At 34.8% G+C, this 13,878-nt stretch carries 16 protein-coding genes; 9 read left to right on the top strand and 7 right to left on the bottom strand.

Annotated elements, in window-relative coordinates; all coding sequences use genetic code 11:
* Position 1 precedes the first annotated feature (1 nt).
* Positions 2-391 (bottom strand): hypothetical protein, encoded by a 390-nt coding sequence (locus M2372_RS11050; RefSeq protein WP_123319337.1) that lies wholly within the window; start codon positions 389-391, stop codon positions 2-4.
* Between the two features lie 40 nt (positions 392-431).
* Positions 432-1,811, bottom strand: coding sequence for an MFS transporter (locus tag M2372_RS11045; protein ID WP_123319336.1), 1,380 nt, complete (start codon positions 1,809-1,811; stop codon positions 432-434).
* A gap of 74 nt (positions 1,812-1,885) precedes the next feature.
* On the opposite strand from M2372_RS11045, the gene M2372_RS11040 reads away from it, so the two are divergent.
* The 5 genes from M2372_RS11040 (at position 1,886) to M2372_RS11020 (ending at position 5,388) form a co-directional block, all read left to right on the top strand.
* Positions 1,886-2,731: an AraC family transcriptional regulator gene (locus tag M2372_RS11040; RefSeq protein ID WP_123319335.1), complete on the top strand. Its 846-nt coding sequence runs from the start codon at positions 1,886-1,888 to the stop codon at positions 2,729-2,731.
* 135 nt (positions 2,732-2,866) lie between these two features.
* The gene (locus M2372_RS11035) at positions 2,867-3,361 is read left to right on the top strand and encodes a MarR family winged helix-turn-helix transcriptional regulator (RefSeq protein WP_115968873.1); all 495 of its coding nucleotides are present in this window, start codon (positions 2,867-2,869) and stop codon (positions 3,359-3,361) included.
* On the top strand, positions 3,358-4,122 hold the full coding sequence (locus M2372_RS11030; RefSeq protein ID WP_123319334.1) for a hypothetical protein: 765 nt from the start codon (positions 3,358-3,360) through the stop codon (positions 4,120-4,122). The genes M2372_RS11035 and M2372_RS11030 overlap by 4 nt, the downstream gene beginning before the upstream one ends.
* Before the next feature lie 307 nt (positions 4,123-4,429).
* Complete coding sequence (locus M2372_RS11025; protein WP_123319333.1) at positions 4,430-4,873, top strand: type VI secretion system amidase effector protein Tae4; 444 nt, start codon at positions 4,430-4,432, stop codon at positions 4,871-4,873.
* Between the two features lie 5 nt (positions 4,874-4,878).
* Complete coding sequence (locus tag M2372_RS11020) at positions 4,879-5,388, top strand: hypothetical protein (protein ID WP_123319332.1); 510 nt, start codon at positions 4,879-4,881, stop codon at positions 5,386-5,388.
* A 439-nt stretch (positions 5,389-5,827) separates the two neighbouring features.
* On the opposite strand, the gene M2372_RS11015 is transcribed toward M2372_RS11020, so the two are convergent.
* On the bottom strand, positions 5,828-6,271 hold the full coding sequence (locus tag M2372_RS11015) for a hypothetical protein (protein ID WP_123319331.1): 444 nt from the start codon (positions 6,269-6,271) through the stop codon (positions 5,828-5,830).
* A gap of 549 nt (positions 6,272-6,820) precedes the next feature.
* Here M2372_RS11015 and M2372_RS11010 point away from each other — a divergent pair.
* Positions 6,821-7,717 carry a hypothetical protein gene (locus M2372_RS11010; RefSeq protein ID WP_228455698.1) on the top strand — a complete coding sequence of 299 codons (897 nt, stop codon included), beginning with the start codon at positions 6,821-6,823 and terminating at the stop codon, positions 7,715-7,717.
* A 5-nt stretch (positions 7,718-7,722) separates the two neighbouring features.
* Positions 7,723-8,679 carry a hypothetical protein gene (locus tag M2372_RS11005; protein WP_123319329.1) on the top strand — a complete coding sequence of 319 codons (957 nt, stop codon included), beginning with the start codon at positions 7,723-7,725 and terminating at the stop codon, positions 8,677-8,679.
* A 41-nt stretch (positions 8,680-8,720) separates the two neighbouring features.
* Here the strand turns inward: M2372_RS11005 and M2372_RS11000 are convergent, their stop codons facing one another.
* Together M2372_RS11000 and M2372_RS10995 are read right to left on the bottom strand one after the other, a co-directional pair.
* The gene (locus tag M2372_RS11000; RefSeq protein ID WP_123319328.1) at positions 8,721-9,302 is read right to left on the bottom strand and encodes an NAD(P)H-dependent oxidoreductase; all 582 of its coding nucleotides are present in this window, start codon (positions 9,300-9,302) and stop codon (positions 8,721-8,723) included.
* Positions 9,299-10,255, bottom strand: coding sequence for an alpha/beta hydrolase (locus tag M2372_RS10995; RefSeq protein WP_123319327.1), 957 nt, complete (start codon positions 10,253-10,255; stop codon positions 9,299-9,301). Before M2372_RS10995 ends, M2372_RS11000 begins: the two co-directional genes overlap by 4 nt.
* An 86-nt stretch (positions 10,256-10,341) precedes the next feature.
* On the opposite strand from M2372_RS10995, the gene M2372_RS10990 reads away from it, so the two are divergent.
* Positions 10,342-11,172: an AraC family transcriptional regulator gene (locus M2372_RS10990; protein ID WP_185018796.1), complete on the top strand. Its 831-nt coding sequence runs from the start codon at positions 10,342-10,344 to the stop codon at positions 11,170-11,172.
* Between the two features lies 1 nt (position 11,173).
* On the opposite strand, the gene M2372_RS10985 is transcribed toward M2372_RS10990, so the two are convergent.
* Complete coding sequence (locus tag M2372_RS10985; protein WP_115968864.1) at positions 11,174-11,407, bottom strand: hypothetical protein; 234 nt, start codon at positions 11,405-11,407, stop codon at positions 11,174-11,176.
* 405 nt (positions 11,408-11,812) lie between these two features.
* Here M2372_RS10985 and M2372_RS10980 point away from each other — a divergent pair, with 405 nt between their 5' ends.
* Positions 11,813-12,847 (top strand): hypothetical protein, encoded by a 1,035-nt coding sequence (locus M2372_RS10980; RefSeq protein ID WP_123319326.1) that lies wholly within the window; start codon positions 11,813-11,815, stop codon positions 12,845-12,847.
* A gap of 158 nt (positions 12,848-13,005) precedes the next feature.
* Here M2372_RS10980 and M2372_RS10975 read toward each other — a convergent pair whose 3' ends face one another.
* Positions 13,006-13,833, bottom strand: a complete 828-nt coding sequence (locus M2372_RS10975; RefSeq protein WP_123319325.1) for an AraC family transcriptional regulator — start codon at positions 13,831-13,833, stop codon at positions 13,006-13,008.
* Positions 13,834-13,878 lie beyond the last annotated feature (45 nt).

The following is a 13,878-nucleotide window of genomic DNA, read 5'->3' as shown; positions in this document are numbered from 1 at the left end:
TTTATATCCAATTTTCTACAAGATGAACCCACAGTGCTCTTTCTTCAGTTAAAAGGAAAACAGCCGAGGACTTTCTGGTGTTGGCTACTCCTTCTGTCATCTGAATCTCTGTATAAGTGGCCAGACCATGATGCTTAGAATGATTAATTTCTATATTTTCAATCCGTACACTGCGGTCCGGGAACTTTCCAAATACGGTAGGAAGCCACTCTGAAAACATGGATAAAGTAGCTGTATTTCCATCCCCATTAATCATTTTGAAGTCAGGAGAAAACCCGGAAAGTATTCTTTTAAGTAATGCATTCTGATCCTTTTCATTACCCTGGAACCATTTTTCAATATTTTCACAGAAGTCTTTTAATTCTTCGGTAATTTTTTCTTTGTTGTTCATAAGATTTAAATTTAAAACTATTTTTTGTTGTTGATGGAAATTAAGAGTTAACATATTTACGTAATCTGATGTTGGTAAGTATTCCTATCATCTGTACAGCGCCGATCATAAAAATAGCTATTGCAAAAGCCTTTGGAAATCCCAGGAGGTCAATCAGATTAAAAAATATGGTTCCGATCGCAGCTCCTCCGACTACACTGCCTACCTGTATTCCAATGCTGATCAAACCAGAAGCCTGTCCTGCCTTTTCTTTGGTTGTGAAAGTAATAGCAGTCTGCATCATTACCGGCATGATCGTTCCATGACCTAGTCCTGCCATAAATAATGTCATATAACTGATGAAAGAAGGCTGCTGCTGAAAATAAAAGTATACTGCAGTACAAGTAAATCCTCCTATTAGTAAGCCGAGCCCGATGTAAATCATTGTGTACGTTGATTGTTTTATTTTGGATACTATTAATGGGGCCAGAAAAAAAGCAACTCCATAAGGAATAATGGCCAATCCTGTCTGCATGGAGCTTTGGTGTAGAAACTCCTGCAGATAATAAGGGTAACAAATGAACAGTCCTGAAGTGAAATTGTAAAAAAAGAGAATCAAAAGGCTCAAAGCGAAAGGTGTATGCTGTAATAATGTTGGGTCTATAAGCACAGGACGATTGTTTTTCAATAGATATGTTTCATATCTAAAGAAAATGATTAATAATGATACCCCTGATATCATAACAGCAAATATCCACCATGGCCAATGATACTTCTGCCCGAAGATAAGAGGACAAATCAATAGGAGAAGAGCAAAAATAAGGAGTAATGAGCCTTTAAAATCAATTCCAGAATCGGATTCCTTTCGGCTGTTGTCCATAGTAAAATGAATTCCCACAATACAGATAATGGTAATAGGGACATTAACAAGAAATACCATTTCCCAGGAAAAGTTTCCCCAGTGCATGCTGAGGAGCAATCCACCAAGCAACTGTCCAATTACAGAAGCCAAGCCAAATACAGAACTGAAGAGACTCACAGCTTTTGGTTGTTCCTGGCTGCTGAATAAAACTTTGATAGAAGCTAAAACCTGAGGAGCCAGCAACGAAGCTCCAATTCCCTGAAATAATCTTGCTGCAATAAGCCATGTTACTGTAGGAGAAAATGCACACGCCAGCGAAGAAAATAAAAAGGTATACAATCCCAATATAAAAATTTTTTTACGCCCATAGAGGTCACCAAGCCGTCCTCCGCATACTACTAAAGCTCCATAGGTGAGTCCGTATATGGCAATAACCATCTGTAACTGATGTTCACTTGCTTTGAAAGCTTCTTTTATAGAAGGTAATGCCATATTGACAATAAAATAATCCAAGGGTGAAAGAAAAGCTCCGGCGATCAGAAAATTGAGCGCCTGCCATCGCTTCGGATAAGTGTTCATATTTTTTTATGCAAAATTAACCTCCTTTTGTTCTGTAAAAATTGTACTTTTGGAGGAAAGTATAGTGCGAACTCATGAAAGGATTACATCTTGAAGGTATTGAAGTGAAAGAAATAAAGCTTAAAGGAGAAATAACCTTTAAGACCATATCTTTTTTATCATTTGTATACATTGTACAGGGAACCGGAAAACTCCTGTATGATGAACGTTATATTGATTTCACAGAAGGTAAACTTGTTATTATTCCTCAACAGGAATCCTATCGTTTTGAAAGCGAGAATGCTGATTTGATTACGATCGAATGCCCCATTGAATTTATTGATAAGATCCGCCTCGAAGCAGACCGTATTGAAAGCTGTGAAAACCTGTACAAGCTGCAATACATCAGTAATAACTATCATGCCCGTGCCGGATGTGTATTCCGTAATAAAAATGATGAAGATTTTGCTAAAGTGATTATTCAGCAGATTGCAAATGAATTTAGAAACAGGGTAGAGGATTACCTCATCATCCGTAACTGTATTTCTATCCTGCTTAATCTTATTGCCAGAAATATAATTCAGAGTGAAACTTCAGATCTGCAGGAGAACAAGAAGGCTTTTTCTATTATGAAAATCATTACTTATATCCAGCAGAATATCAAAGATAGAGATAAGACAGGAATTCAGACTATAGCAGAGCATTTTGGAATTTCGGGGAATTATTTCGGGGAATATTTTAAGCAACAGACCGGAGTTTCCTATCAGGACTATGTACTGGATTATCGGCTTAAGCTGGTTGAAACTTATCTGAAATACAGCAGCATAAGGCTCAGTGAGATTGCTTATGAACTTCAGTTTAGTGATGAAAGCCATCTCTCGAAACTTTTTAAAAAATACAGAGGGATTACTCCAGGGGAATTTAGGAAGAAAAATAAATAAAAAAGTAGCATCAGAACTGTTTTTATTTTTTTTAAAACATTGATTTATTTAGGGTTATGAAAATTTCAATAAATTAATATAGCGAACTATATAGTTCGCTATATATTTTATATATTTACACCAAAGATTTTTAAAATGGATTTTGACTTTATTAAAGAATTGGGATATAAGGCATTAGACAGCAGGTTGAAAAGGATCAGTGACCGGATGTCTCATGATGTCAGAAAATTCTATAAAGAGTTTGGAGTAGATGTAGAACCTAATTGGTACCTGGTGTTTATGTTACTGCAAAAAAAAGAAGAAGTTTCCATTACGGATATTGCAGAACCATTGGGATATTCTCATCCGTCTGTGGTCATCATTGTAAAGAAAATGGCTGAAAAAGGATATCTGATGATTAAAAAAGACAGTACAGATCAGCGTAAACAAATGGTTTCTTTATCCCCTAAGGCAATAGAAATACTTCCTCAATTGGAAAAGATCTGGGACAGCTGTGAAAAGGCCATTTTAAAATTACTTTCAGAAGATTTATCTATTCTTTCTTACCTCGATACCATAGATCAGGAATTGAAGAATGAATCTTTCCATCATCGGTTCAAACAGGAATACTTAAAAACAATACAATCATGAAAACATTTTTTCTCGCTACAGCATTACTTTTTTCCAATCTTATGGTTTGGGGCACAGAAACTAAGGTGATGGTAAGGGCAAAAGCAAAAGATGCTAAATTTATCGGAAGTTCATTGGGAGGTGCTCATATTATTGTCAGGAATAAGCTAAACCAAAAGATTTTAGCAGAAGGCAATACAGCAGGAAGTACCGGCAATACGGATCTGATTATGAAAACTCCTAAAGTGAGAGGAGCTTCAATTACTGATGATCAGACAGGTGGTTTTGTCGCAACAGTTGATATTGATGAGCCTACCTTTGTGACGGTTGAAGTTATTTCTCCACTGAACAGCAGACAGGCACAGGCTGTGGTAAGTACAGAATTATGGCTGATTCCCGGAAAGAATATTCTGGGCGAAGGAATCATTCTTGAGATTCCTGGATATATTATTGATATTTTAAAACCAAGAACTCACCAGTATATCGCATTGAATACAATTAAAGATAAACCGTTTTTGTTTCAGGCGAATATTGTTATGATGTGTGGATGCGTTATCGAAAAAGGTGGAGTTTGGAATTCTGATGAAATCGAAGTGAAAGGAATTCTTAAAAAAGATGGAAAACTGGTTAAAAATATTGATATGTCATGGGTTTCTACCAACTTATTTGAAGGCAACCATATCATCAGTACTCCAGGAAATTATGAACTTACTCTATATGCTTATCATGAGAAAACAGGCAATACAGGAGTAGACAAAGTAAATTATGTTGTTTTTGAATGATTTCAGAAATTAAGTTTAAAATACATACAATGTTACACTAAATTAATTTTCTAATATAACTATCTTATAACGATTCTAATAAAAAAGGAAAGAGGATTCAATGTCCTCTTTTTAAGTAATATAACTTAAAATTAATCCAAAAAGGAAAATACAGAAAACGAAAACATTGAAAAATTTAAACGACATGGATTTTATACAATGCCTGAAAATAGGGTAGTCGATAAACGCTCATTTTAAATTAATTAACATAATAAATTTTATCTCTAATGTTTGATTTATATTTGATATTAAAGTCTAATGTTTTATTATGGTAAGATTTGACGAATTGTGGAAAAATCATCCAGGAAAAGGGTCTCATCCCTGTAATGTAGCACTATTTCCAAACCAATGTGCTATCAGGATGAGTGAAGCTTTTCATAAATCAGGTGTTGATTTAATGTCCTTTAAAAAAGTAAGATGCTGGGAGAAACATGAAGATGGATTTAGACACATATTAAGAGCTCAGGAACTCGCTGATTGGATGCATCTGCATCCTGAAATATTTGGAAATCGACTAAAGCTTGAAAGAAAAAAATATCCCAAAATGGACCACAAATCTTTCAAAAATGGGAAGGGGATCATTTTTATTAAAGATGGATGGTCTGAAGGTACAGATCACATAGATGTTTGGAATGGAATGTCTTTAAAAGGTGGAGATGCTTTCGATTATTTAGGGAGAGGTACAGAAATTTGGTTTTGGGCTTTAATTTAACTACTATGAAAAATATTTGTTTTATAATAACATTATCATTAATATCTTTTTCCTGTAAAAAAAATCAAGAAAAAGAATACACTCAATCAAATACTAAAAAAAGTACAATAATAGTAACTGATACAACTAATATTGACGGAGTATTATTGGAATTAATAAATGACAATGGAAAAGCAAAATTAAAGATTAATACCAAAGAATATAAATTATCCGGTGATATAAAAATCAACCCTCCATGTTATTTTTTAAGATGGGAAAAGAATAAAGTTGAAAACTTCTCTTATCCGGATGTAGGAGTAAAGCATACTTTAGTTATTCTTGGAAACATGGCAACAAAAGATGATAGAAAAACATTTGGAGCAGAAAATAGTGATAATATATGTGGAACAGGTATGCAGGGTATTTTATTTAAAAAAGACAGTATCATTGTTACAAATAAGATTTTAACACACTCATTTGTATGTGCTGATATTGGTACTGATGAAAAAGATTTTAGTGGATTTGCTCATGATTAAAATTACCATATCGGAAATATTCTCTTCAGTTTTATATAAATAGTCTGGATAATTAAAAATAGTCTCCCAATGGAAGACTATATGCAATAAATATATTGAAGATAAAGAGTCAATTGTATTTATTCAAAATGATGGCCTTTATCAGTTAGCCTTTTTTTCTCTTCATCAGAAAAAATTTCATTATACTCATCAATGTAAATTTCTACATTATTTAAGTTTAGATCATTGACAACATAATCGTTAATTTCATTGGTCAATTCTTCAACAGTATTAAAGAAAACATTTTGCCTTAGTATTGTTATTTTCGTCCTTTATACCTACTGTAATAAGATTTCTATTTCAGAAGCTTATAATACAATATTAGAGGAAGTCAAAAAATTGAAAAAGTAATTAGTGTAAAATTGTATATAGGTGCCATATTTTTTATAGGTATGACATTTTATTCCCAAGTGAATGTATACATATATTTTATTCCATTGGAATGCGAATACTTGGCTGAGAGAGGATAATTATCTTTATCATAAGTAAATTCTACCGTAAATCCGGTTTTAGATCCGTTAAAGATATTATCATCCAATACAGATTGCGAATTATGCTCATGCTGATATACAAAAGGATCTACAACTTTATCGCAGGCAACAGCGTTATCTTTTACCGTGGTAGTGACATTGGTTTTTTCTCCTGTTGCATTATAAACATTCGTTATGTTGCTTCCGCGGCTATCGGTGTATGTAATTTCGCTTTTTCCAATTAGATTTCCAGTTCCGTTATAATATTGTGAACCCGTTAAATTATGGGAAGGTTTGGATGTATTATTAGTATAATGTACCACCTGCATTAAGATATCCGTCCTGTTGATGGGTTTCTGGTGTAGCTTGATCACTCAGTAAAAAGCCTGCCGCTATAGGTAAATGTATAATAATTAAATAGTACATTCTGTGAATTATAGACGCTTCTTTTCGTTTCCAGACCATTTGTGTATTCTACTCTTGTAGTATTGGCTAAAGTTCCATTGTTGTAGTTTGTGATTTCGGAAATACTACCAGCATTGTTATAGGAAAATTGATAATAGGGCTTACCATCTTGTTTTACTTCAATAATTTTTTTTGATTTAGTAGGTTCATCCGTGTCAGAACTACAGGATGAGAGTAGATAAAAGGGATGGCCAGCAGTAATATTTTTTTCATGGATATAATTTTTGCAAAGAAAATACTTTTTATTCAGTTTACCCTTACTCGTGAATTATATAATTGATAAAAGGCAGCAGGGTATACCAGTATAAAAAAATACCTTATTTTTATCAGATCAGGAAAATGATTATTCTTGATTGCAGAGACTGAATCAATCATTCTGAAAACTTATGCGTTTAAACTTATTATTTTTCTGTTTACTTTTCTCAACATTCTGCAGCAGCCAGGATAAAAAAGTAACTATGTCAACCGGGCAGAGACTGGAATATTTATCAGAGAAGGTTATTAAGTTTAAAAATGAGCCGCTCTACCAAATAGATATACAGTCGTTTTTTAATTTTAAAATCATAATTAACGGCTGTCCTGTTTATTCAAATTACGATAAAACTCCGGTGGCGGCAAGGATAAATATTAATCCGTCTATTCTAAAGGCAGGAAAACAGAAAATTGAAATAGAGCTTTATCCAGGATATGATAAGGATGGAATTCAGAAGCACTCCCTTGAAAATGGAGAGAATTTTATTTTAAAAATTGAAAAAACAGGATGGGATAAAGATAAATCCCTGATAGAGCCTAAAGAGATATTAGTCTTTAAAAGTAATGAACAGAGCGCTGATTTTTCTAAATTAGCGGAGTATAAAACCAGTTTAAACTTTGAGGCTTCTGTTCCTTATATTCTTCAGGGTTGGGAAAATGGGGAAGATCTGTCCCAACTGGATCAGAAGGATCTGGAATTAAAAGTGGTCAATTTTTACAATACCATTGCTTCTGCTCTCAAAGAAAAAGATTATGATTACCTGAATACCCAATTTCTGAATGCAGACAGCGAATGGTATCAGGCAGAGTATTTCTCTAAGGATATTATGACTAAATTTCAAACTGTAAAAGGAAGAAAAGGCAAGTCTGTAACTTCAGGGACAGAAGTTTCTTCGCAGAGTATTTATCCCATTGAAAATTATATAATGAAACTCTATGCTAATAATAAAATGGTGAGATTAGAGCCTAAAGAAGGAAGTCATAAGGGAGAATCTCTGCTGAGGGATACAATAACAGATAAAAATGGAATGAGCAGAACCTCTTTCATTGATATGCTGCTATACATTCCAAAAGGGGCTAAGGCCTTACAAATTATAAGATAAGAATTATGAAAAAATATATTTTATTAGGTTTGATATTATCTTTGTTGGCTAAAGCTGAGAAAAAGACTGAACCTGTTGTGCCCCACCAAAATATTTCTGTAACCTCACAGGAAATCAGATATTCTGATAACGAACCTCATTATGGGGCCTATATCTCTACCAGTAACTGTTCTTTTGAAATCTTAATTAATGATATTCCCGTTATAAAGCATAGTGACACTTCCGGCAGTAGTCTGTCAGGGTCTTATTTTCCGCTGAATGAATGGATTACTAAAAAAGGAAATCAAAAAATCATCATTAAAATGACACCGGGATTTAATCAGGATAAAAATATTTTAAATACGGAGCTTTCTCCTAATTCAGAAATTCAGGTGAAGATTGTAAAATCACTGAAAAATAAGAGTGGGAGCTCTGAAGAGGACGAAGTGAGAAAATATTCAACATCTAAAAAGAAACGCATCAATAGCAATACATTTGAAGACGCATTCACCTTTTTTGCGGATATTCCTTACCATATAGAAACTCTGGAAAATGCAGAGGTTCTACTGACTACTGATAAAGATAAATTACAGGCTATTGAACAGGAGGCAGTTGCTAAATACAATAAGGTAAGAGATATCTATATGAAGGGTTCGTGGAGTACGCTGGCTAATATTTATTATAATAGAGAAAAAAGAGTGGCTAAACAGCTGTTCTTATTGCCGGATGAGATAAAGAACAGGTGGAATGAGTATGTATTCAGAACAAATACCGATATTACATTTTTTGATATAAAGCCGATTGAGGATTATAAAATGACTTTTTATGGCGATGGCAAAATCGTATGCCTACAGAAAATCAATAATGAAAAATCAGCGCTTTGGGGAGGTTTTAAAAGAAAAGGTAAGGATAATGTAACAACTACTTACATTACCCTTTATCTCTATCGTCCAAAGGGGACTAAAGAACTGGAAGTATATTAAAATTGGATAAATATAGACAACCGGTACAGTCACCTAAAATTTTATAAAGAATCGGCGAGGGCCAATCCTGTGATGGTATCCAGCCATTCTTTTCTGTCTTTTTCTGTTAATTCATACAGTGGACCTATAAAATGGTTATTAATGGATGAAACTCCACAGTATTCTAAAATCCCCTTCTTTAGCTGAATAAGCCCACTTGACTGGTATTCATTCTCATAAACCTGGAGGGACAAATCACCCGCTGTGGTAATAATTCTTGCTGATCTTGCATTGAGTAATCCTTCGCTGTTCCCTTTTTTATCACTTTTAAAAGTAATTCCCGGAAGAAATGCCCTGTCAAAGAAACCTTTCATTATGGCAGGCATCCCCAGCCACCAAACAGGATGTATCCATACCTGATGGTCACTCCACTGAATATCTTCCAGCGCTTTTACAAGATCAGGCTCCAGTTCCATTCTTTGTTGATACCCGAATTGAAGGTTAGGATTAAAATTAAGCTTTCCAATGGCAATATACCGTACCTCAGCACCGGAAGCTACAGCAGAGTGGATATAGGACTCTGCAATAACAGAGTTAAAGCTTTCCTGAGCTGGATGGCCGTTAATAACAATAATTTTTTTCATAATTTCTGAATTAAAATAAGTTTAAATAATTTGACTTGCTGTAAGTAAAAATCTTCAGAGATCTTACAAGGGAAGAAATCAAAAGCATGTACAGCACCTTTAATTTCCAATAGATGTACTGAAGCTCCTGCGTGCTGTAATTTTTGAGCATATTCCTTTCCTTCATCTTTTAGCGGGTCCAATTCGCATACAATAATGGTAGCATCCGGAAGATTGTCAAAATTCTTCTCCTGCAGCGGAACAGAATATTGAGGCGGTTCAATCATCTGATGCTGAAGATAATGTTTCCACATCCAGTAAGCAGCTTTTTTAGTCTGCATAGGAGCATTGGCTAATTCATTCATTGATGAGGTTTTCAGGAGATGGTTCGTAGGTGGATAGAGTAGATATTGATGCTGAATATTTACTTTTTCCTTATCTCTTGCATACTGTGTTACTGAAGCTGCAATGGTTGCTCCGGCACTGCTTCCGCCTATTATGATCCTGTTTTTATTTCCACCAATACGGTCAGCAGATTCAGACAGCCATAGTAAAGCATCATAACCATCTTCCATAGCAGCAGGGAAGGGATGTTCCGGGGCTAACCGGTAATCTGCAGAGACAATAACCGCATCAATATCCACTGCCAGCCGATAGAATATAAAATCATACTGTTCCGGCATTCCATATATAAAAGCACCCCCATGGAAATAGAGCAGTATCGGTAAGTTCTGTTTTCCCTTTGGCCTGTAAACTCTCAACCTGATGTCTCTTTGACGTTCAGAAGAGGGAATATAGATGTTCTCTACAGAAAGAGATAGAGGAACAGGCAACGGTTCTTCCACTGTCATGATCTTCATTTCTTCTTCACGGATCTTTGCCGGATGATTGGCCAGTAAATAGTCATAATCAATTTTGCTAAATGGACTGTCAATAATGGCTTTTAAAAGCTCAGGATCTATTTTTTTCTGCATTACAGTTCTAATTTGTGTCGCAAAAATAGACTGATAAAATGGGCAAAAACAGGTATATTTAATGCTTATTTAGGTATCTTTGTACTATGGCAAGAGAAAATATACACCAATCCCTTGAGGTTTTTTATGAAAAGATAGATCAATGCCCGTTAAAGGACAGGCAATTCAATTTTTTTGAACTGGTGTATGTCATTTCCGGTATTGGGGATCATATCGTCAACGAAAATAAAATTGCTTTTTCTACGGGAGACCTGTTTTTAATTACCCCCAATGACTGTCATGGATTTGATCTGAATGGAATCTGTGAATTTATGGTGATCCGTTTTGGGGAAAGCTATATCAAAGAATACCAGTGGAAAAGCATCGATCACATAGAATGTCTTTTGTATTACGCTTCTCATTTGTCAGGCTCGGTACTCGTGAATAATGAGGATAAAAAAATGATGGGTCTGCTCATACAGAATTTGCAGCAGGCTGTAGAACATGAGTCAATATACAACGAAGATCTTACCCGCCATCTTGTGAATGCTATCATTGTAATAGCAGCAAGAAATATAGCTATTGTTAAACCACAGAATATCTCATCCAATGCAGATGTCCGCCTTCTTCAGATGCTGGATTATATTCAGGAAAATATACGTGAGCCAAAACGATTAAAAGTAGAGGCTATTGCCAATGAGTTCGGATTATCTCCAACCTATCTTGGAAGCTATTTCCGTAGACAGTGTAACGAATCTATCCAACAATATATTTCTTCTTATAAAATTCGCCTGATAGAACATCGGTTACGTTTCAGTGATAAAAGAGTTCATGAGATTGCGGATGAGTTTGGCTTTGCTGATGAAAGCCATATCAATAAGTTTTTCAAAAGGCATAAAGGGAAAAGCCTTAAAGCATATCGGTTAGAGCCTGTTTAGGTTAAAGAGCATTAAATACTTCCATAATTGCCTCAATAAGCCCTTTTTCTATCTTTGATTCTGATGAGGTATCCTGTACCATAGCCCGCATATTGCCTTCATCGTCGCGTTCAAAAACGACTTCGTTACCATCCACATCTACATAGAATTTATAACCATAAGTGAATGTTGCCAGTTTTACATTAAATAGCTGCTCTTTGCCTTTATAGGTTACGGGTAATTCAAATTCTTCCATTAGGGGTTCTGTACATTTTAATTGTAGACAAAGTTCGGAAATCTTGGGGTAATTTTATCATACTTATAAGTGATTCTTGAATTTGTACTGATAAACAATTCATTCTAAGTTATATTTCATGATATATGGGTTTCCTATTGGAGTTGAAAGCTATCATTAACCATTTTTTTTAAACAGTCGTATTGCCTGGTTAGGATTTATTAGTTTTTTTTAATAACTTCGTGTCAAAGATGATTTCCAGAATCAACATATTATTTTTCTTCTTCTTTTTTGGCCCCCAAGGGCCGAGATAATTCAATATGCCCGTTGCGTACGGGTATTCACAAACAAAATCAGACTTTTATATATTTTTTAATCATACATCTGCGATATTATTTTCGCAGATACTATACCATTATTTTCGATATGAATAATATATCAAAAACAATCAATGAAAAACGCGGAAGAAAACTGCATAACGATTCAAAACATCCTATTACTCAATTAAAACAAAAAATACAGCATTTCTTCAAAGACTTTACCATATTCGACGACTTAAATGAAGTAGTAAGTATCCGTGACAATTTTGATGACCTGCTGATTCCTTTGGACCATCCAGCCAGATCTGCTAATGACACTTATTATACTGATGACAATAATGTATTGAGAACTCAGACATCAGCACATCAGAATGCATTGCTGCGTGCCGGTAACAGACAATTTATTGTAACCGGAGATGTCTATCGAAAGGATACCATAGATAAGACTCATTATCCGGTCTTTCACCAAATGGAAGGCGTCAAAATTATGCCCAAAGGTGCAGATGCATTAGCGGATCTAAGACTTACATTGGAAAAACTGATTCAGTATCTGTATCCCGGAAAGGAATATAGGTTTCTGGATGATCATTTCCCGTTCACAGAACCATCACTGCAAATAGAAGTATACCAGAATGATGAGTGGATGGAGGTTCTTGGAGCAGGAGTCATTCACTCCAAAATTCTTCAGAATTGTAACATAGACGGAACTGGCTGGGCATTTGGTCTGGGACTTGATCGCTTGCTGCTTTCTTATTGTAATATTCCGGATATCCGATATCTTTGGACCCATGACCCTCGTTTTCTTTCCCAGTTTACAAATGGCTTGGTGGAATTCCGGGAATATTCAAAATATCCTCCTGTCTATAAAGACATATCATTCTGGGTTAATGAATATAAGGAAAACTTTGAGGGAATCTGGTCAGACTATAATAACTTCTGCGAGATTGCACGAGAAGAAGGAGATGACCTGATTGAAGATGTCCGTTTACAGGATAAATTTACCAAAGACAACATGACATCCCTGTCTTACAGAATTACATACCGCTCAAATGAACGAACCCTGAACAATGAGGAAATCAATACCATTCAGAGTCAGATGAGAACTTCTTTGTCTGCTCATTTTGACATTGTCTTAAGATAATGCTTTATATCGTTTCTCAGGTAATAAGTTTGAGAGCTTCTTTTTCATAGCATTATGCAACACCCAATCATACATCTGATTGGGTGTTGTTATATTTAGATATTGGGTTGTATGGAGCCTGAGATTTAGAAAGGCATTATTTTTTTATTCCAAAGTAATCATTTTCGATACTGTGTTAAGGTAACACCTGTTAGTTTTTTGAAATAACGAGCCATATAAGAGGTATCTTTAAAATCGAGGCGGTCTGCAATTTCTTTGATAGCCAGATCTGTCGTTTTCAAAAGTGCCTTTATCTCCAGGATTACTTGTCTGTCAATTAATCCTTTTGGAGAATCGTTGAAGAAGTTTTTGGTTATTTGGGATAAGTAGAATGGAGTTATATTTAATTGATCAGCATAAAAAGCTACATTACGTTTTTCAGTACCATATTTACCTACTAACTCCCAAAATTTCCAGCATAATACTTCTTTTTGGCTATAGGGAAGCATTTTTTTTATTTCTGCCACCGGCATTTCTTCTGCTATTCTAAGAAAAAGGTTTTGTAGGTGGTTGCGCAATATTATATGCCCGTGGATAGTACATGTTTTCTTAATATATTGAAGCTGTGTTATCCACATTTTCAGCATATCAGCTTCTAATTCCGGAGTTTTGCACAGTGGATACTGATGCAGAAATAGGAAAAGCTCATTGGGTAAATGATATGCCACTTCTTCGGCCATAGCTTTATCAATGAGACAATAAAAGGATCTGAAATCATTTGATATTCTTTTTACGATACTTACATCATCTTCTGATAAAACCAGTATATCATTTGGCTTTAATAGATAGTTTTTAAAATTTACATTCAGCAAAGCACTGCCTTCAATACAGATAATCAGGTTGGTGTAAGTAAGTTGCAGAGGATACCCACAATCTTCGCTTAGATTGGTTTCTCCAATGATGACAAGACCTTTTCCCTGGGTAATATTTTGTGAATAACGAAGCATTAGTAAGTTTTAATTAGTACCTTAAATCTATCATTTTTTTCTTTA

This window comes from Chryseobacterium sp. BIGb0232 (genome assembly GCF_024810195.1).
Classification (GTDB): Bacteria; Bacteroidota; Bacteroidia; order Flavobacteriales; family Weeksellaceae; genus Chryseobacterium; species Chryseobacterium pennae.
This window is presented reverse-complemented; position numbering and strand designations above follow the sequence as displayed.